Annotated in this window: 16 protein-coding genes; 8 read left to right on the top strand and 8 right to left on the bottom strand. The window is 56.6% G+C overall.

The genetic code is table 11. The annotated features are described in order from the left end of the window. Positions 1–178: 178 nt before the first annotated feature. Positions 179–1579 carry a multidrug transporter subunit MdtD gene (gene mdtD, locus AC6I8C_RS18655; protein WP_013359543.1) on the top strand — a complete coding sequence of 467 codons (1401 nt, stop codon included), beginning with the start codon at positions 179–181 and terminating at the stop codon, positions 1577–1579. Here the strand turns inward: mdtD and rbsR are convergent. From rbsR to AC6I8C_RS18690, 7 genes are all read right to left on the bottom strand, one after another. Continuing rightward, complete coding sequence (rbsR, locus tag AC6I8C_RS18660) at positions 1576–2559, bottom strand: ribose operon transcriptional repressor RbsR (protein ID WP_161733341.1); 984 nt, start codon at positions 2557–2559, stop codon at positions 1576–1578. The genes mdtD and rbsR overlap by 4 nt on opposite strands. 13 nt (positions 2560–2572) lie before the next feature. Next, positions 2573–3502 (bottom strand): ribokinase, encoded by a 930-nt coding sequence (gene rbsK, locus AC6I8C_RS18665; RefSeq protein WP_497823277.1) that lies wholly within the window; start codon positions 3500–3502, stop codon positions 2573–2575. Positions 3503–3564: 62 nt separating this feature from the next. Beyond that, positions 3565–4440 carry a ribose ABC transporter substrate-binding protein RbsB gene (rbsB, locus tag AC6I8C_RS18670; protein ID WP_033784335.1) on the bottom strand — a complete coding sequence of 292 codons (876 nt, stop codon included), beginning with the start codon at positions 4438–4440 and terminating at the stop codon, positions 3565–3567. A 25-nt stretch (positions 4441–4465) separates the two neighbouring features. Next, entirely contained in the window at positions 4466–5437 is a 972-nt protein-coding gene (gene rbsC / locus AC6I8C_RS18675; RefSeq protein WP_013359547.1) for a ribose ABC transporter permease, read from the bottom strand. Next, a complete protein-coding gene (rbsA, locus tag AC6I8C_RS18680; protein WP_497823278.1) occupies positions 5434–6942 on the bottom strand; it encodes a ribose ABC transporter ATP-binding protein RbsA in 1509 nt (502 codons plus the stop codon). The genes rbsC and rbsA overlap by 4 nt, the downstream gene beginning before the upstream one ends. A gap of 7 nt (positions 6943–6949) precedes the next feature. Next, a complete protein-coding gene (gene rbsD / locus AC6I8C_RS18685) occupies positions 6950–7369 on the bottom strand; it encodes a D-ribose pyranase (protein WP_033784336.1) in 420 nt (139 codons plus the stop codon). A 182-nt stretch (positions 7370–7551) separates the two neighbouring features. Continuing rightward, positions 7552–7959 carry a YgiW/YdeI family stress tolerance OB fold protein gene (locus AC6I8C_RS18690; protein ID WP_095706461.1) on the bottom strand — a complete coding sequence of 136 codons (408 nt, stop codon included), beginning with the start codon at positions 7957–7959 and terminating at the stop codon, positions 7552–7554. A gap of 162 nt (positions 7960–8121) precedes the next feature. Here AC6I8C_RS18690 and qseB point away from each other — a divergent pair, with 162 nt between their 5' ends. Then, complete coding sequence (gene qseB / locus AC6I8C_RS18695) at positions 8122–8793, top strand: quorum sensing response regulator transcription factor QseB (RefSeq protein ID WP_135907401.1); 672 nt, start codon at positions 8122–8124, stop codon at positions 8791–8793. Beyond that, the gene (qseC, locus tag AC6I8C_RS18700) at positions 8781–10148 is read left to right on the top strand and encodes a quorum sensing histidine kinase QseC (RefSeq protein ID WP_497823279.1); all 1368 of its coding nucleotides are present in this window, start codon (positions 8781–8783) and stop codon (positions 10146–10148) included. Before qseB ends, qseC begins: the two co-directional genes overlap by 13 nt. 3 nt (positions 10149–10151) lie before the next feature. Here qseC and kup read toward each other — a convergent pair whose 3' ends face one another. Beyond that, positions 10152–12020, bottom strand: coding sequence for a low affinity potassium transporter Kup (kup, locus tag AC6I8C_RS18705; protein WP_497823280.1), 1869 nt, complete (start codon positions 12018–12020; stop codon positions 10152–10154). Between the two features lie 289 nt (positions 12021–12309). Here kup and ravA point away from each other — a divergent pair, with 289 nt between their 5' ends. From ravA to mioC, 5 genes are all read left to right on the top strand, one after another. Beyond that, a complete protein-coding gene (gene ravA, locus AC6I8C_RS18710) occupies positions 12310–13806 on the top strand; it encodes an ATPase RavA (protein ID WP_497823281.1) in 1497 nt (498 codons plus the stop codon). After that, the gene (gene viaA, locus AC6I8C_RS18715) at positions 13803–15263 is read left to right on the top strand and encodes an ATPase RavA stimulator ViaA (RefSeq protein ID WP_497823282.1); all 1461 of its coding nucleotides are present in this window, start codon (positions 13803–13805) and stop codon (positions 15261–15263) included. The genes ravA and viaA overlap by 4 nt, the downstream gene beginning before the upstream one ends. Before the next feature lie 71 nt (positions 15264–15334). Then, positions 15335–17473 carry a 5-histidylcysteine sulfoxide synthase gene (gene ovoA / locus AC6I8C_RS18720; RefSeq protein ID WP_497823283.1) on the top strand — a complete coding sequence of 713 codons (2139 nt, stop codon included), beginning with the start codon at positions 15335–15337 and terminating at the stop codon, positions 17471–17473. A gap of 104 nt (positions 17474–17577) precedes the next feature. Then, complete coding sequence (asnC, locus tag AC6I8C_RS18725) at positions 17578–18039, top strand: transcriptional regulator AsnC (protein ID WP_497823284.1); 462 nt, start codon at positions 17578–17580, stop codon at positions 18037–18039. Between the two features lie 154 nt (positions 18040–18193). Next, on the top strand, positions 18194–18634 hold the full coding sequence (mioC, locus tag AC6I8C_RS18730) for an FMN-binding protein MioC (RefSeq protein ID WP_013359558.1): 441 nt from the start codon (positions 18194–18196) through the stop codon (positions 18632–18634). Positions 18635–18742 lie beyond the last annotated feature (108 nt).

Consider the following 18742-nt stretch of genomic DNA (forward strand, 5'->3'; position numbering starts at 1 on the left):
TTCTTCGAATTAATTTACTGAGCGCATCTTTTTTAAACGAACGGCTTAAAAAGAGACGTTTCATGGCCGAATAACGCACAAAAACAGCGATCAAACGTTGTAAAGAGACCTGCCGTTGCGGGTTACGGGTGCTATTATTTTGCTTCTTCTCGCAGGATAACCCCAGGAAGGACACTCAATGATAAAATCCTCGCGCAGCATGGCCGGTTTGCCATGGATAGCGGCTATGGCCTTTTTCATGCAGTCACTCGACGCCACTATACTGAATACTGCCCTGCCCGCTATCGCCACCAGCCTCGACCGTTCTCCCCTGGCCATGCAATCCGCCGTTATCAGTTACACCCTCACTGTCGCGATGCTGATTCCGGTCAGCGGCTGGCTCGCCGATCGCTTCGGCACGCGCAAGGTATTTATCATTGCGGTTTCGCTGTTCACCCTTGGCTCGCTGGCGTGTGCGCTCTCACCGACGCTTTCAGTGCTGGTTATATCGCGGATCGTACAGGGCGTGGGTGGCGCAATGATGATGCCGGTCGCACGACTGGCGCTGCTACGCGCCTATCCGCGCAGTGAACTGCTGCCGGTGCTCAATTTTGTCACCATGCCAGGATTGGTTGGCCCGATACTGGGCCCGATGCTGGGCGGTGTGCTGGTAACCTATGCGACGTGGCACTGGATCTTCCTGATTAATATCCCGATAGGTATTCTCGGCATTATCTACGCACGCAAATATATGCCGGACTTCACCACGCCCAAGCGCCGCTTCGACTTTCTGGGTTTTATACTGTTCGGGGCTGGGCTGGTAATGATCTCGATTGGGATTGAGCTGTTCGGTGAGCGGATTGTTTCCGCCTGGCTGGCTGGCGGGATATTACTCAGCGGCATCGTGCTTTTACTTCTCTATATAGTGCATGCCCGAAATCACCCGTCGCCCCTCATCAACCTGCCGATGTTTAAAACCCGGACCTTCTCGGTTGGCATTGGCGGCAACATTGCATCACGTCTCGGTACCGGCTGCGTCCCCTTTTTAATGCCGCTCATGTTGCAGGTTGGCTTTGGCTATTCAGCTATTATTGCAGGCTGCATGATGGCACCTACCGCCATTGGTTCAATACTGGCGAAGTCCACGGTGACACAACTGCTGCGCTGGCTGGGCTACCGCCGTCTGCTGGTCGGCATCACCGCTATTATTGGCATCCTGATCGCCAGCTTCTCTCTGCAGTCGCCTGCTGAAAGCATCTTTGTGCTGTTGCTTCCGCTGTTTATTCTCGGCATGGCGATGTCTACGCAGTTCACCGCCATGAACACCATTACTCTGGCCGACCTGGATGATGATAATGCCAGCGGGGGTAACAGCGTGCTGGCCGTGACGCAGCAGTTAGCGATCAGTTTCGGTGTGGCCGTCAGTGCTGCGGTACTGCGCTTCTATCAGGAGTTTGAAACCAGCACCATTTCACAGTTCCATGCCACGTTCCTGACCATGGGTGTCGTTACCGTGCTTTCAGCGCTGACTTTTCTGCTGCTGAAAAACGGCGATGGACGTAATCTGATCACGAATCGCGACAGGAAGAAAAAGCGCTAAACTGAGCCACGTACCACCAGCTCCGGCGTCAGCACCAGCGTTTGCTGGCTGGCGTCGGGATCGCTGAGACGATGAATTAAGGTATCTATCGCCAGTTCGCCCAGTGCATCTTTGGGCTGATGAATCGTACTCAGTGGCGGAGTGAGATAGCGCGCCAGTTCAATATCGTCATACCCCATGACCGCCATTTGCTGCGGAACCTGCATGCCAGCCTGATAGAGGGCATGATAAACGCCGACAGCCATCGCATCGTTACTGGTGAATACCGCTTCCGGCAGCGTTTCCAGCGCCAGCAACTCGATCATCCCGTTGTAGCCACCCTGAAATTCAAAGTCACCATTCACGATATAGCCAGGCAAAATCTCCAGCCCACTCTTAGTCATGGCGTTGCGATAACCTTCCAGACGCATACGGGCCGGGGTTTTATCCTGGGGACCGGCGATACAGGCGATACGGGTATAGCCGCTGTCGATAAGATGCTGAGTGGCCAGCTCGCCGCCCAGCAGCGCGTTATCCTGAATGATGTCACCGCGACCCTCAAACGGTGCCCAGTCCATCATCACCGCAGGTATAGAGGGATAACGATTCAGAATGTCTGCCGACGGCAGGTGACTTTCAGTGCACATGATCAGCAAACCATCGACACGCTTCTGCATCAGCGTTTCCAGGCTGCGGTTCATCCGCTCCTCATCTCCCGCCGTATTACAGAGAATCAGGCTGTAGCCACGCTGATAGCAACTCTCCTCCACGCCCCGCACCACTTCAGCATAAAAAGGGTTACTGCTGGTAGTCAGCAGCATACCGATAGTGTGCGTCTGATTGATTTTCAGACTGCGCGCCAGTGCAGAAGGGGCGTAGTTAAGATGACGTATCGCCTGCTCAACTTTTTCCCGCACGCCTTCACTGACAAAGCGATTGTTATTAATGACGTGCGAAACAGTGGAGGTAGAGACACCCGCGAGGCGAGCGACATCTTTCATGGTACTCAATCGCTTAACCCTGCTGCTGCAAAAATTCATCGATCTCCGCGCGCCACGGCACGGAGGGCTGTGCACCTGAACGCGTAACGGCAATCGCAGCGGCGGCATGGGCAAATCGCACCGCGTCATACATCGGCTTCTGCTCCAGTCGCGCGGTAATAAAGGCACCATTAAAGGTGTCGCCTGCGGCGATGGTATCAATAGCTTTAACGCTGAAGCCTGCAATACGCTGACTGTCTCCCTGCTCGCTCAGCCAGACACCGCGGCGACCCAGCGTAATCAATACCGTGCCGATGCCTTTCGCATGCAGTGCCGCCGCCGCGCGGGCCGCATCTTCATCATTGTTAACCGCAATACCGGTCAGACTCTCTGCTTCGGTCTCATTCGGGGTAATAATATCAATCAGCGCCAGCAGCTCATCGGAGAGAGGAGTAGCGGGTGCCGGATTAAGAATAACCTGCGTCTGATGCTGCCGGGCAAATGTCGCGGCAGCCAGTACGCTCTCCAGCGGAGATTCCAGCTGCATTAAGAGTGCATCGGCATCGGCAATAACCTGCTGATGACGCGCCACGCAATCGGGCGTTAGCGCCGCGTTTGCCCCGGAGTAGATACCAATATTGTTCTCTCCGTCACCGTTGACGAAAATCATCGCCACACCTGTCGACTCGCCCTCAACCACTTCTACGGGCGTGGTATCAATATTGTCCTGGGCGAGCTGCTCACGAATACGTTCGCCAATGTCGTCAGCGCCTACACAGCCAATAAAGGCGATATCGGCACCCGCACGACCCGCGGCGACCGCCTGATTCGCGCCTTTACCGCCAAACGCAACCTGATAATTCTGCCCGATCACCGTTTCACCGGGACGAGGGAAGTGCGCCAGATTAAGGATGTGGTCAGCATTAATGCTGCCAAGAACGGCCAGTTTTGCGTTTTTGCTCATTAGGGGAGTCCGGAATAAGTGCGCCACCGGGAGGGTGGCGCGGTGCCCTGCTTTTCTTTGAGTTATTGAGTGACCAGCTTCAGGTCGACCGGATTGATCGCCTTCACTTTTTCACCCTTCAGCACTTTATCAGCGGTGTCCACGCCGATCATGCCAATTTTTTCTGGCATCTGTGCCACGGTCGCAGACAGTTTGCCAGCTTCTACAGCTTTCACGCCATCAGCAGTGCCGTCAAAACCCACCACGATCACACCGGTTTTTCCGGCAGTCTGCAGCGCACGCAGCGCACCCAACGCCATTTCGTCGTTCTGAGCGAATACCGCCTGAACATCCGGGTGTGCCTGCAGCAGGTTCTGCATGACATTCAGACCTTTGGTACGGTCAAAGTCAGCAGGCTGGCTGGCGAGGATCTGGAATTTATGCGCATCAGCGGCCTGTTTGAAGCCTTCGCCACGTTCGCGGGCAGCAGAGGTTCCGGCAATGCCCTGCAGCTCAATAATTTTGGCATTTTCGCCGACTTTTTTGGCGATGAAGTCACCGGCCATTTTACCGCCAAAACGGTTATCGGAAGCGACGTGGCTGACCACCGTGCCCTGTGCCGCAACGCGGTCCAGCGTGATGACAGGAATATTCGCCTGGTTAGCCATCTTCACGGCGTTGCCCACAGCATCAGAGTCAGTCGGGTTGATCAGCAGCAGCTTGGTGCCGCGAACGGTCAGATCCTGCACGTTCGCCAGCTCTTTTGCCGGGTTGTTCTGTGAATCCAGCACCACCAGGTTATAGCCCAGTTTGTCCGCTTCTTTCTGAGCCCCCTCTTTCAGAGAAACAAAGAACGGGTTGTTCAGGGTTGAAACCACCAGCGCGATAGTATCTTTTGCCATGGCGCTGGTACTGAGCGTTGCGCCGAGGATCATGGCCAGTGCGGTTAACTTTTTCATTTTATTATCCTGTGTAAGGTCAGAGTTATTTACTGCTTTTATTATCCACCAGCACCGCCAGCAGGATGACTACCGCTTTAACGATCATCTGGTAGTACGAAGAGACGCCCATCAGGTTCAGGCCGTTGTTCAGGAAGCCGAGGATCAGCGCGCCAATCAGGGTGCCGAAAATACGGCCTTTACCGCCAGCCAGACTGGTTCCGCCTAACACGACCGCAGCAATCGCATCCAGCTCATAGCCGGTACCCGCTGTCGGCTGTGCTGATGAGAGACGCGCCACCTCAATGGTGCCCGCCAGCGCCGCCAGCATACCGCTCAGTGAATAGACGATGATTTTGACGCGATTCACATTGATGCCAGAGAGACGCGTTGCCGCTTCGTTACCGCCAAGCGCATAGATATAGCGACCCAGACGCGTGTGCTGCAGCATGTACCAGGCGGCGATAAAGACCAGCGCCATCAGCCAGACCGGCGCAGGGATACCCAGAGGGCGACCAATACCAAACCAGCCCAGCAGATCGGCATTGGCACTGAAACCGGTGTTAATCGGGCTGCCGTCGGTGTAGACCATGGTCACACCGCGCAGCAGCAGCATCATGACCAGCGTGGCGATAAAGGCCTGCACCTTACCGCGCGCCACAATAGTCCCGGTCAGGGCACCGATTGCCGCACCCAGCGCCAGCGAAGCCGCCACCGCGACCAGGGCGTTGACCTCCATGCCCACCAGCGATGCACCCACTGCGCCCGTCAGAGCCAGTAGCGAACCCACCGAGAGGTCAATACCTGAAGTCAGGATCACCAGCGTCATCCCGACTGCCATAATGGCGTTAACCGAGGTCTGCTGCAGAATGTTGAACAGGTTTGCCACGGTAAAGAAGTTCGGGCTCTGGCTGGCCACCACGGCGATCAGCACCATCAGCGCAATCAGCGACTTCTGTTCCAGCAGCCAGCTTTTGCTAAACCAGCGACGGCTGGCCGGTAAAGTTTGGGTCGTCATACCACTAAATCCTCGCTGTGTTGCTTGCCTACGGCGGCTGCCATCAGGCTTTCCTGAGTGGCGTCTTCACGGGTAAATTCGCCGCTGATACGGCCTTCATGCATCACCAGAATCCGATCGCTCATGCCCAGCACTTCCGGCATTTCCGAGGAGACCAGAATGATGCTCAGCCCTTCGGCTTTAAACTGGTTAATCAGTTGGTAGATCTCTTTCTTCGCACCGACATCCACACCGCGGGTCGGTTCGTCCAGAATCAGCACGTTAGGGCGGGTCATCAGACCGCGGGCAATCGCCACTTTCTGCTGGTTGCCGCCTGAAAGCAGGCCAATCGGCTGCTCCATAGAAGGCGTTTTCACGTTGAACAGCCGGATAAAATCGCCTACCGCCAGCTGCTCTGCCGCATGTTTCAGCATGCCGCTGCCGTGACTGAAATAGCCTAACGCCGTCAGCGACATGTTCTCTTTCACTGACATGCCCAGCACCAGACCATCACGCTTACGATCTTCCGAGATGTAGACGATACCGTTAGCCAGCCCGTCCTGCGGCGAACGCGTCACCACTTCCCGTCCATTAAGCCACATTGCACCTTCACGACGCGGCAGCGCGCCGTAGAGCACCTTCATCAGTTCAGTGCGGCCCGCGCCCATCAGACCCGAGATGCCAAGGATTTCACCTTTGCGCAGACTGAAGCTGACGTTCTCCACGCCCGGCCCGCTGACGTTCTCCACTTTGAGCCGCACATCCCCTGGCGCCTGATCTAGATGCGGATATTGATCTTCCAGCTTGCGCCCGACCATCATCTCGATCAGGCTCTCTTCGGTCAGCTCGCTGACCGGACGTTCAGCAATAAACTGACCGTCGCGGAATACCGTGACGTCATCGCAGATCTCAAAGATCTCTTTCATGCGATGCGAGATATAGACGATGCCGCAGCCCTGCGCTTTCAGTTCGTTGATCACCCGGAACAGCGACAGCGTTTCGGTATCCGTCAGCGCATCGGTCGGCTCATCCATGATGATGACCTGCGACTCAAAGCTCAGCACTTTGGCGATTTCAACCATCTGCTGATCGCCAATCGACAAATCGCCCACCAGCTTGTGGCTGTTGAAGCGCAGATTGAGCCTTTTGAGCAGCGCATCGGCTTCGGCATACATACGCGGCCACTGGATACGGCCAAAACGCCCCACATATTCGCGACCGAGAAATATATTCTCCGCCACGGTTAACTGAGGGATCAGGTTCAGCTCCTGATGGATGATGCCAATACCCGCTTCCTGAGACGCTTTCGGTCCACTGAAACGGGTCTCTTTGCCGAGCCAGCGCAATGTACCGGCATCATATTGATAGATCCCGGTCAGCACTTTCATCATGGTGGACTTGCCGGCGCCGTTCTCGCCCACCAGCGCCATCACGCGTCCTGCACGGACATTCAGCGACGCCCCCTTCAGGGCTTTTACGCCCGGAAAGGATTTTTCAATGCCGTCGAGTTGCAGTAAAGGTTGCATAGCGGCCTCAGAAGGTCACACCGGCGCTGAGGATGACATTCGCAAACGGAGAGCACTCTCCGCTGCGAATGACTGCCTGACTACGCTGCGTTTGTTGTTTGAATTGTTCATGACTGGTGTAGCTGATGGTGATGCGATTCCCCTGGTGCTGTTGCAAGGCTTCGAGCACGGCGACAAGCGCGCTATGAAGGTGCGGATTATGCTGCTTAATCTCCTCCGCGATCAGGGCGCTCTCTACCTGCATCTCCAGTGCGACAGCATTCACCACCTGCATAAAATCGGGCGTACCCGGCGTGAGCGCTAAGTCGATGCGCTGCGGTCCTGCCGGAATCGGCAAGCCAGCATCGGCAATCGTCAGCGTATCCGTGTGTCCCAGGCGGGCAATCACATGTGAGAGTTCAGCGTTTAACAAGCGACCTTTTTTCATCTTTTCACTCCACAGCGAAACGTTTCGCTGTCTGGAGTGTATGAAAAGCCGCCATCAACTCAACCGGCAAAGAAGAAATCTGTGATCGCTATCGAAACGTTTCGCTCACGCGGGAGGAAATTTGCATTAAGGCGAGGAAGGGAACGAAAAAAGGGCCGCGAATGCGGCCCGGCAGAAAGGGATTAAGGCTGTTTCTTAACCTGTTTAACGTCCATCTCAATGCTGTTGAAATCTTTATCCAGTTCACCCGTCAGCTCAACGTTATCTTTGGGCGTGATGGTCTGGCCGTTCCAGTGCTTGTGGTCGATTTCGACCTTCATGGTGCCGGTCTGATCACGGAACAGATAATCTTCCTTGCCGATCTGTTTTTCCAGCTTGCCGCGTACGGTGATCCAGCTGTCATCTTTCATCTCTTCAGCCTGCTTCACGGTCACCACACTGGTGTGATCGGCACTGAAGCCGCCCTGACCGGATGCTGACGGCGTCTGTGCGGCTGGCGCACTGGGATCAACAAATCCGCCCTGCTGTGCAGCGAAAACCGGGGCGGAAGCCAGCATAACGACGGCCAGAATTGCAGCGTGCTTTTTCATGGTGTACCCCTTTCTCAGTGGTGTTTTCGGTTTGAATTCGCCCAGTTGACCACAGAGTTCTTAACAGCTTCTTAAGCGTGAAAAATAAGCCATTTTCGCCGAAATCAGCTGTACAGTGAGGAAGTTGCTTCGTATAAAACGCTATCGGAACAGGGAGACGTGATGCGTATTTTACTGATTGAAGACGATCGCTTAATTGGCGACGGTATCAAAGCGGGGCTGAGTAAACTGGGCTTCAGCGTTGACTGGTTTACGTCTGGTGAGTCGGGCTGTAACGCGCTGGAGGCCGCGCCATGGGATGCGGTGATCCTGGACCTTTCTCTGCCTGAGCGGGATGGACTCGATATCCTGCGGCAGTGGCGGCAGCAGGGCAACGATGTGCCGGTCCTGATACTGACTGCCCGCGATGCGCTCGATCAGCGGGTTGAAGGCCTGCAGATGGGAGCCGATGACTATCTGTGCAAACCCTTTGCCTTAACCGAAGTGGCCGCGCGCTTACAGGCGCTAATCCGCCGCCGTCATGGTCAACTGCAGCCCGAACTCCGTCACGGTAACGTGGTGCTGATCCCCGGCAGCCATAGCGTCATGCGCGATGACGAAGCAATTGAGTTAAAAAGCCGTGAACTGGCGCTGCTGGAACTCTTTATGCGCAACCCGGGCCGGGTGCTGACGCGCAGCCAGCTGGAAGAGAAGCTCTACAGCTGGGATGCCGACGTCTCCAGCAACGCGGTAGAAGTGCATATCCACCATCTGCGTAAAAAGCTGGGCAGCGCGTTTATCCGCACGCTGCACGGCGTCGGTTATACCCTGGGAGCCGCTGAATGCGATCAATGAGCCTGTTTCTGCGGCTCGGCATCGGTTTCGTGCTGCTGCTCGGCCTCTGCTGGGCCAGTGCCAGCCTGAGTGCCTGGCATCAGACCCGTGAAACCCTTGATGAGCTGTTTGATACCCAGCAGATGCTGCTGGCCAAGCGCCTGCTGACGCTTGATTTCTCTTCGCTGGACAACACCACTTTGCCCCGAACCAAAGCGATGCTGCGGCACCATCGTGGCGATCAGGATGACGATGCTCTGGCCTTTGCTGTCTTTACCCGTGACGGCAGGCAGGTAATGAATGATGGCGATAATGGCCGCTATCTGCCGTTTGAGGCGGACTATCAGGGATTTCATGAAGGACAGCTCACCAATGATGGCGATCGCTGGCGGTTTGTCTGGCTGACCACGCCGGATCAGAAGTTCCGGGTAGTCGTCGGTCAGGAGTCGGAATACCGCGACGACATAACACAGGATCTGATGGAAGCCAGTATGCTGCCCTGGCTGATCGCGTTGCCGTTTATGCTGCTGTTGCTGATCGGCCTGGTCTGGTCTGAACTGCGACCGCTGAAAACGCTGGCGCAGCAGCTGGCGCAGCGCGCGCCTGATGACGATACGCCGCTGCAGGCAGACCGCGTGCCGAAAGAGGTACAGCCGCTGATGATGGCGCTCAATGGCCTGTTCAGCCGCATCAGCGCCATGATGCAGCGTGAACGACGCTTTACCTCCGATGCAGCACATGAGCTGCGCAGTCCGCTCGCCGCGCTGCAGGTGCAAAGCGAAGTGATCCAGCTGACGGCGGATGACGAAGTGATGCGAACCCATGCGCTGCAACAGCTGGATGCCGGCATTGTCCGCGCTACGCGGCTGGTGGATCAGCTTCTGACGCTCTCGCGGGTTGAAGCCGATGATGCACGCAGCGCCTTCGAACCGGTGGCGCTGAAACGCACGGTGCAGGAGACGATCGCCGCACAATTGCCGCTGGCGGATAAAACCGGCGTCACGCTGCGGCTGCACGCGGAGGCCGATCCACAGATTCAGGGTCATCCACTGTTACTGTCACTGCTGGTGCGGAATCTGCTGGATAACGCCATTCGCTATACGCCTGCGGGCAGCGAAGTCGATGTGCGACTGCAGGCAAACAGCCTGTCGGTGGAGGATAACGGCGAGGGTCTGAGTGCTGCCGACCTGCAACGGCTCGGTGAGCGTTTCTGGCGACCGCCGGGTCAGGAGAAGAGCGGGAGCGGGCTGGGATTATCGATAGTGCGTAATATTGCCCAGTTGCATGGGATGCAGGTTACGTTCAGCCAGCGACCCGGCGGCGGCTTGTGCGTCATGCTACGCTGGTCAGCGCCCGCCCCGTTAGGCGGGCGCTGACAATCAAATCTCGACCTGGGTGCCGAGTTCAATCACGCGGTTTGGCGGGATCTCAAACTGGTCTGGCGCACGGAGCGCATTGCGCTGCAGCGCCAGGAAGAGTTTGCCCCGCAGGCGCAGATACCACGGCCGTTTGCCGATGATCAGCGACTCATGCGACATAAAGAACGAGGTCTCCATCATGCGGCAGTTGAGTCCTTCCAGCCCGCAACGGTGGAAAATCTCCTCGACGTTTGGCGTCTCACGCCAGCCATAGCTTGCCACCACCCGCCAGAAGGTCGGCGACAGCTGCTCAATGGTGACACGACGCACGTTGTGCACGTAAGGCGCGTCTTCAGTGCGCAACGTCAGCAGCACGACCCGCTCATGTAACACTTTGTTGTGCTTGAGGTTGTGCAGCATGGCAAACGGAATCACATTCAGGGCACGCGACATATAGACCGCCGTGCCCGGCACGCGAACCGGTGGCGATTTCTCCAGCGACGCGATCATCGCCTCCAGGGAGTTACCATGTTCGTGCATGCGGCGCAGCAGACGGAAACGTTCGCTTTTCCACGTCGTCATAATGATAAACATCACCAGACCGAGACAGAGCGGCAGCCAGCCACCAGAGAAAATTTTCACCAGGTTGGCGGTAAACAGCGGCACGTCGATGCAGAGCATCAGCACCAGGATGACGGCGACCGCCAGCTTATTCCAGTGCCAGTTTTTAACCGCCACGGTGCAGGAGAGCATTGCCGTCAGCACCATGGTGCCGGTCACCGCAATACCGTAGGCCGCAGCCAGATTACTTGAATGCTCAAAGCTGATAATCACAATCAGCACGGCGAAATAGAGCAACCAGTTGATCACCGGAATATAAATCTGGCCCGATTCGCGCTCAGAAGTGTGGATGATACGCATCCCTGGCAGATAACCCAGTCGCACCGCCTGACGCGTCAGCGAGAAGACACCAGAGATCACCGCCTGTGAGGCGATCACCGTGGCCAGTGTCGCCAGAATCAGCATCGGGATCAGCGCCCAGTCCGGGGCCAGCAGGAAGAAGGGGTTTTTAATTGCTTTAGGATCGCTGAGTAACAGCGCGCCCTGACCAAAGTAGTTCAGCACCAGCGACGGCAGCACCACCGAGAACCAGGCCAGCCGAATCGGCACTTTACCGAAGTGCCCCATATCGGCATAAAGCGCCTCGACCCCGGTAATCGCCAGCACAACTGCACCGAGGGCGAAGAACGAAACGGACTTATAGTGCAGGAAGAATTCCACCGCATAGGCAGGATTCAGCGCATGCAGCACGTCCGGGTTTCGCATGATGCCCATGACACCCAGGATCGCCAGCACCAGAAACCAGACCAGCATTACTGGCGCGAAGAGTTTACCCACCATACCGGTGCCATGCTTCTGAATGGCAAACAGCAGCGTCAGCACCGCAATCGACATCGGCACAATAAAGGGATCCAGCGACGGCGCTGCAATCTCAAGGCCTTCGATGGCGGACATCACCGAAATGGCTGGCGTGATCACCACCTCTCCATAGAAGAAGCTGCCACCAATCAGGCCCATGATCACCAGCACCGCCGTGGCGCGCGCACCGGTATGGCGACCTGCCAGCGACATCAGGGTCAAAATCCCGCCTTCCCCGGCGTTGTCGGCACGCATCACATAACTGATGTACTTCAGTGAGACCACCAGCACCAGCAGCCAGAAAATCAGCGACAGAAAGCCAAATACCGCCTCCCGCTCAACGCCGAAGCCAAACTGTCCGGAGAGACATTCACGCAAGGTATACAGCGGACTGGTGCCGATATCCCCGTAAACAACACCAATAGCGGCCAGCGTTAATCCGCGAAGTGACTGCTTATTATCCGAGCTCATAGAGTTATCTTTTGTTGGAGTCTAAGAGGTGCAAAACCCCTCGCTCAGGCCATCAAAAAGCGCACAGTATGCACGGTTTAACGAAAATTCCTATACCCGCTTCGCCTCGCGGTCAGGGTAACGGGATCATTTCTGACGATAAATTGTCATCCGGCACCACTTTAAAACAGGCAAACCTTCTGAAACAAAAAAGCTGACAGCTATCAACGCTTTCACGCATGATGATCTATAGAGTAAGGCGCTTGCTTAAGCGCGGCGGCCCGACGATCGTAAGGACATTGATGTGATTATGGCTCAACCCCATCTTTTGGCAGAAAGAATTTCTCGCCTTAGCAATGCGTTAGAAAAAGGATTATATGAACGGCATCATGCCATTCGCCTTTGCCTGCTGGCCGCGCTAAGCGGTGAAAGCGTGTTTCTGCTGGGACCGCCGGGCATCGCCAAGAGCCTGATTGCCCGCCGCCTTAAATATGCCTTTCAGCACGCCCGCGCCTTTGAATATCTGATGACCCGTTTCTCCACGCCGGAAGAGGTGTTTGGCCCGCTCTCTATTCAGGCACTGAAAGATGAAGGGCGCTACCAGCGCCTCACTAAAGGCTATCTGCCCGACGCCGAGATTGTTTTTCTGGATGAGATCTGGAAAGCCGGCCCGGCGATTCTGAATACCCTGCTGACCGCTATCAATGAACGCCGCTTCCGCAATGGTGACAGCGAAGAGACCATCCCGATGCGGCTGCTGGTCACCGCCTCCAACGAACTGCCGGAAGCGGATAGCGGCCTTGAGGCGCTCTATGATCGAATGCTGATCCGCCTGTGGCTGGATAACGTGCATGAGAAGCAGAATTTTCGCAGCATGCTGACCCACCAGCAGGATGAGCACACCAATCCGGTCGCGGAATCCCTGCGCATCAGTGATGAAGAGTATGCGCAGTGGCAGCTCGGCATCAGCCAGGTCAGTCTGCCCGATGCCGTCTTTGAGCTGATTTATCAGCTGCGTCAGCAACTGGAGAGCCAGCCTGCCGCACCTTACATTTCCGATCGCCGCTGGAAAAAAGCCATCCATCTGCTGCAGGCCAGCGCCTTCTACAGCGGTCGCAATACCATTGCCCCGATAGACCTGATCCTGCTGAAAGATTGCCTCTGGCACGATGTCGCCTCCATGCAGCTGCTGGAACGAGAAATCGATCAGCTGATGACGCAGCACGCCTGGCAGCAGCAGCCAATGCTGCTGAAACTGCAGCAGATAAAAGCGCGTCGTCTGGCTCTGCAACAGCAGCAGAGCATCGCGCAGGCGATCACTCTGGAAAGACACAGCGGCATGTTCAGCCGCAAGCCCCATTACGACCTGCCCGAAAGCTTTACCGATGAGCAACTGACGCTGATGCTGCAAAAGCCGCTGATGCTGCACGACATGCAGGTAAGCCATATTGTGATTGCGCGTGATGCCCTGAATCAGTGGCTGCAGAAAGGCGGTGAGGTTCGCGGCAAGCTCAACGGGATTGGCTTTGCGCAAAGCCTGGATTTACAGGTGGATGCGCAGCACTGTCTGGCTATCCGTGATGTGAGCCTGCAATCGTCACGTCTGACCCTGCCTGGCGTCAGCAACAGCGAGCCGCTGCCCGGTGAGATCACCGAAGCACTGGATGCACTGGAGAGTGAACTACGGTCACAGCGTCATCAGTTCAGCCAGCATCAGCGCTGCCTGTTTATCAGTGATGACTGGCTGGCGCGGGTTGAAACCAGCCTGCAGGATGTGGCGGAACAGCTGAAACAGGCGCGTAAATGATCTCAGTGGAGACGCTGAGCACGCTGCTCTCAGTGGGTGAGACCGAACTGATTGAAGAGCTGATTATTGCCCTGCTGGCGTCCCCACAGCTGGCGCTGTTTTTTGAAAAATTCCCCGGACTGAAAAAAGCGCTGCTGCGCGATGTGCCACGCTGGCGAGCGGAGATTAGTGCTGAACTCAAAGCCACGCCGGTTCCGGCCATGCTGGCCGAAGAGTTTCAGCTGTTCCAGCGCATCCAGCTCCTCAGCGATCGTGAATTCAGCCAGCAGCTGACTGCCACACTTGAGGCGCTTCAAAGCCTGCCGTCTCCTTTTATTGATGAAGCTAACCGGCTGTTGCTGCACACCGATATCAGCCATCTCAGCAGCGCGCAGCACCAGCTTTTTTTACAGCGCTGGCGGCTGAGCCTGACCTTACAGACCCTGACGCTGAATCAGGATTTGCTGGAGCAGCAGCGCGAACGCCTGCTGGCGGAACTGCAGCAGCGCATGGCGCTGAGCGGTCAGCTGGCTCCGATTCTCAGTGACGATGATGAAGCCGCCGCTGGCCGGCTGTGGGACATGAGCAAAGCGTCACTGCAGCCCGGTGACTATCAGCTGATGCTGCAATATGGCGACTTTCTGGCGCACCAACCGGAGCTGCTGAAGCTGGCCCAGCAGCTGGGTCGCAGCCGCGAGGCAAAATCGGTGCCGTCACAGGATGCCCCGATGGAAGCTTTTCATCATCTGGTGCAGGAGCCTGCATCCGTGCCGGAAGAGGTCAGCGGCATTCATCAGAGCGATGACGTGCTGCGACTGTTACCGCCGGAGTTAGCCGCGCTGAGCATCAGCGAACTGGAGCTGGAATTTTACCGGCGGCTGGTCGAGAAACGGCTGCTGACCTATAAGCTGCAGGGCGATGCCTGGCATGAAAAGGTGACGATGCGTCCGGCCAGCCACCAGCAGCATGAAGAGCAGCCGCGCGGGCCGTTTATCGTCTGCGTGGATACCTCCGGTTCGATGGGTGGCTTTAATGAGCGTTGCGCTAAAGCCTTTTGTCTGGCACTGCTGAAGGTCGCGCTGGCCGATGGCCGTCGCTGCTACATCATGCTGTTTGCGCATGAGGTGATCGGCTATGAGCTGACCGGTGATGACGGGCTGGAACAGGCGATTCGCTTTCTGAGCCAGCGTTTCCGTGGCGGCACCGATCTGGCCGCCTGTCTCTCTTCGGTTGTCACCCGAATGGAAGGCGTACTGTGGGAGGAAGCCGATGCGGTGATCGTTTCCGATTTTATTGCCCAGCGTCTGCCGGAAGAGGTCATCGGGGCGATCAAAAAGCGCCAGCGACATAATCAGCAACGTTTTCACGCCGTGGCAATGTCGGCCCACGGGAAACCAGGTATTCTGCGCATCTTCGACCATATCTGGCGCTTCGACACCGGCATGAAAAGCCGTCTGCTGCGTCACTGGCGGCGTTAAGTCATCGGGCAGAAATGCACATTTGCTATAGTGAATTACCGTTTCACTTACTCAGCAATCTGGAGCTCCCTGTGACGCTTGCTCAACCTCATCGCGATCTGCCTGCGCCGACGCGAACGCTACTGCTCTCCGGCCATAACATTGAACAAAAACGTGCCGAATTGCTGGCCTATTTTCAGCAGACCTGGGAACAGTATGAAAGTCTGTTTACCTGTCTGGCCGATCCCCTGGCCTGGTTTACCAAAGCCATTCCGCTGCGCCATCCTTTAATCTTCTATTTTGGCCACACCGCTACCTTCTACATCAATAAGCTGATGGCCGGACGCCTTATCGACGCGCGTCTGGACGATCGTATCGAAGCGATGATGGCGATTGGTGTGGATGAGATGAGCTGGGACGATCTCAACGACAGTCACTATGACTGGCCCACCATTGACAAAGTCCGTGAATACCGCGGACGCGTTAAAGCGCTGGTCAGCGATTTGATCCAGACCATGCCGATCACGCTGCCGATCAGCTGGGAGAGCCCGGCCTGGGTGATCCTGATGGGGATTGAGCATGAGCGTATTCATCTGGAAACCTCCAGCGTGCTGATCCGCCAGTTACCAGTGGAGTGGGTCAGACCGCAGGCCGCATGGCCGGTCTGTCCGATGGCGCGCCATCAGCGCGAAGCTGTTCCGGCCAATGCCCTGCTGCCAATGCCAGGCGGCACCGTCACGCTGGGTAAAACCGACGATACCTACGGCTGGGATAATGAATATGGCCGCCAGCAGGTTACGCTGCAGCCGTTCCAGGCGAGCAAAATGCTGGTCAGCAATGCGGAATTCATGGCATTCGTTGAGGCGGGCGGTTATCAGGATGCGCGCTGGTGGGATGACGAAGGCTGGGGCTGGTGTCAGTTTGCCAAAGCAGAGATGCCCACCTTCTGGGTCGGCACGCCTGCGATGCCCGATCAGCTTAAACTGCGTCTGATGTGTGAAGAAGTGGCGATGCCGTGGGACTGGCCTGCCGAGGTCAATCAGCTGGAAGCGGCGGCTTTCTGCCGCTGGAAGGCAGATCAGACCGGTATGAGCGTTCAGCTCCCCTGTGAAGCGGAGTGGGCTCAGCTGCGCGAACAGGTCGCGGGCGATCAGCCGGACTGGGAACCGGCGCCGGGCAACATTAACCTGGCGTACTGGGCTTCCTCATCGCCGGTCGATCTCTTCGCCCAGGGCGCGTTCTTCGATATCGTCGGTAACGTCTGGCAATGGACGACCACGCCGACCAATGGCTTTGAAGGCTTCAAAGTCCACCCGCTTTACGATGATTTCTCTACCCCGACCTTCGATGGTAAACATTCCCTGATCAAAGGCGGAAGCTGGATCTCGACCGGCAACGAAGCGCTGAAATCAGCACGCTATGCTTTCCGCCGCCACTTCTTCCAGCACGCCGGTTTCCGCTACGTGGTGTCCAGCCATCAGGAAACCATGGCGCTGAACCCGTATGAATCCGACGCGATGGTGTCGCAGTACCTCGACTTCCAGTATGGCCCGCGCTATTTCGGTGTGGATAACTATGCCGAAAGCCTGGTAAACCTCGCGCTGAACTACACCACGGCACGCAGCGAGGCCCTGGATATCGGCTGTGCCACCGGACGCGCCAGTTTTGAACTGGCTCGCCACTTCGAACGTGTCACCGGGATGGACTACTCGGCCCGCTTCATCGATGTGGCGCTGCAGCTGGCCAGCGGCGAAGACTTCCGCTATCTGCTGCCTCAGGAAGGCGATCTGGTAGAGTACCGTCAGGTTCGCCTGAAAGATTTTGCGCTGGAGAGCGAACTGGCACAGCGGATTCAGTTTGTTCAGGGCGACGCCTGTAACCTGAAGCCGCAGCCGGGTCGTTACGATCTGGTGCTCGCCTCCAACCTGATCGATCGCCTGCGCCAGCCTGCTCGTTTCCTGCGGGATGTCACGCCGATGCTGCGTCAGGGCGGCATCCTGCTGCTCTCATCGCCTTATACCTGGCTGGAGGATTTCACGCCGAAGGAGAACTGGCTGGGCGGCGTGCGTGAAAATGGTGAGGCGCTGACGACGCTGCAGGCACTGCAACGTCTGCTGGCAGCCGACTTCGAACTGGTCGGTGAACCGCAGGATAAACCCTTTGTGATCCGCGAAACGGCCCGCAAATTCCAGCACACGCTGGCGCAGGTCACCGTCTGGCGCAAACGCTAAGTGAACCGGCAGCGGCGCCCGTCGCTGCCGGTAGTTGCCTGAACCACTATTTTGCTGCACATTCACCCTTGTTTACTTAAAGCAGACCAATAACGAGGATGGCCATGGCCGAACATCTGCAGCTCGATAACCTGGATCGCGGCATTCTGAATGCCCTGCTGGATAATGCGCGCACCGCTTACGCCGAGCTGGCAAAACAGTTTAATGTCAGCCCCGGCACCATTCATGTGCGTGTGGAAAAGATGAAGCAGGCGGGCATTATCCTGGGAACCCGGGTTGATATCGATCCGCGTCAGCTGGGGTTTGATGTCTGCTGTTTTATCGGCATTATCCTCAAGAGCGCACGAGACTATCCGGCGGCGCTGAGCAAACTGGAGGCGCTGGATGAAGTGGTTGAGGCCTGGTACACCACCGGGCACTACAGCATCTTTATTAAAGTGATGTGCCGGTCAATCGACGCCCTGCAACAGGTGCTGATCAACAAGATCCAGACCATCAATGAAATTCAATCGACAGAAACCCTGATCTCGCTGCAAAACCCGATCATGCGTACCATCAAGCCCTGATCCATCCCGCCTTGTGCATAATCTTATCCCTGACGAATGTGGCGGCTGACAACGGCTGCGTTCGCTTCTTCTGATCTATTAACCCTGTTGTCCACAGGTGGATCACTGCTTGATCACAGCGTACAATGCTCGCCTTAATCTCCGGGAGAGCAAGATGGCCGATATTACCTTAATCAGTGGCAGTACTCTGGGTAGCGCAGAGTATGTGGCTGAACATCTGGAAGAAAAATTACAGGAAGCGGGCTTCTCAACGCAGATGCTGCATGGCCCGGAGCTGGATGAGGTGCCACAGGAAGGTATCTGGCTGGTGGTCTGCTCAACCCACGGTGCAGGGGATATTCCCGACAATCTGCTGCCACTGTTCGAAGCCATCCGTGACAGCCAGCCCGATCTCTCTCAGGTCCGGTTTGGTGCGATTGGACTCGGCAATCACGAATATGATCTCTTTTGTGGCGCGATCCGCCAGATAGAAGCGCTGTTAATTGCTCAGGGTGCCCGTCAGATCGGCGATCGCCTGGAGATTGACGTGCTGGAGCATGAGATCCCTGAAGATCCGGCGGAAGCCTGGCTGGAAAGCTGGAAAAAGGCGATCTGAACGGGGCTGGGGATCGCGAAATAGTCACGATCCCCAGTGGAAGATGCTGATTTTATCCTTTTCCTCTCGTTTATTTTGTGGATAACTACCCTCTTTTACTGCGTATAA

This window comes from Pantoea sp. X-Soil-YNGN-844 (genome assembly GCF_059730595.1).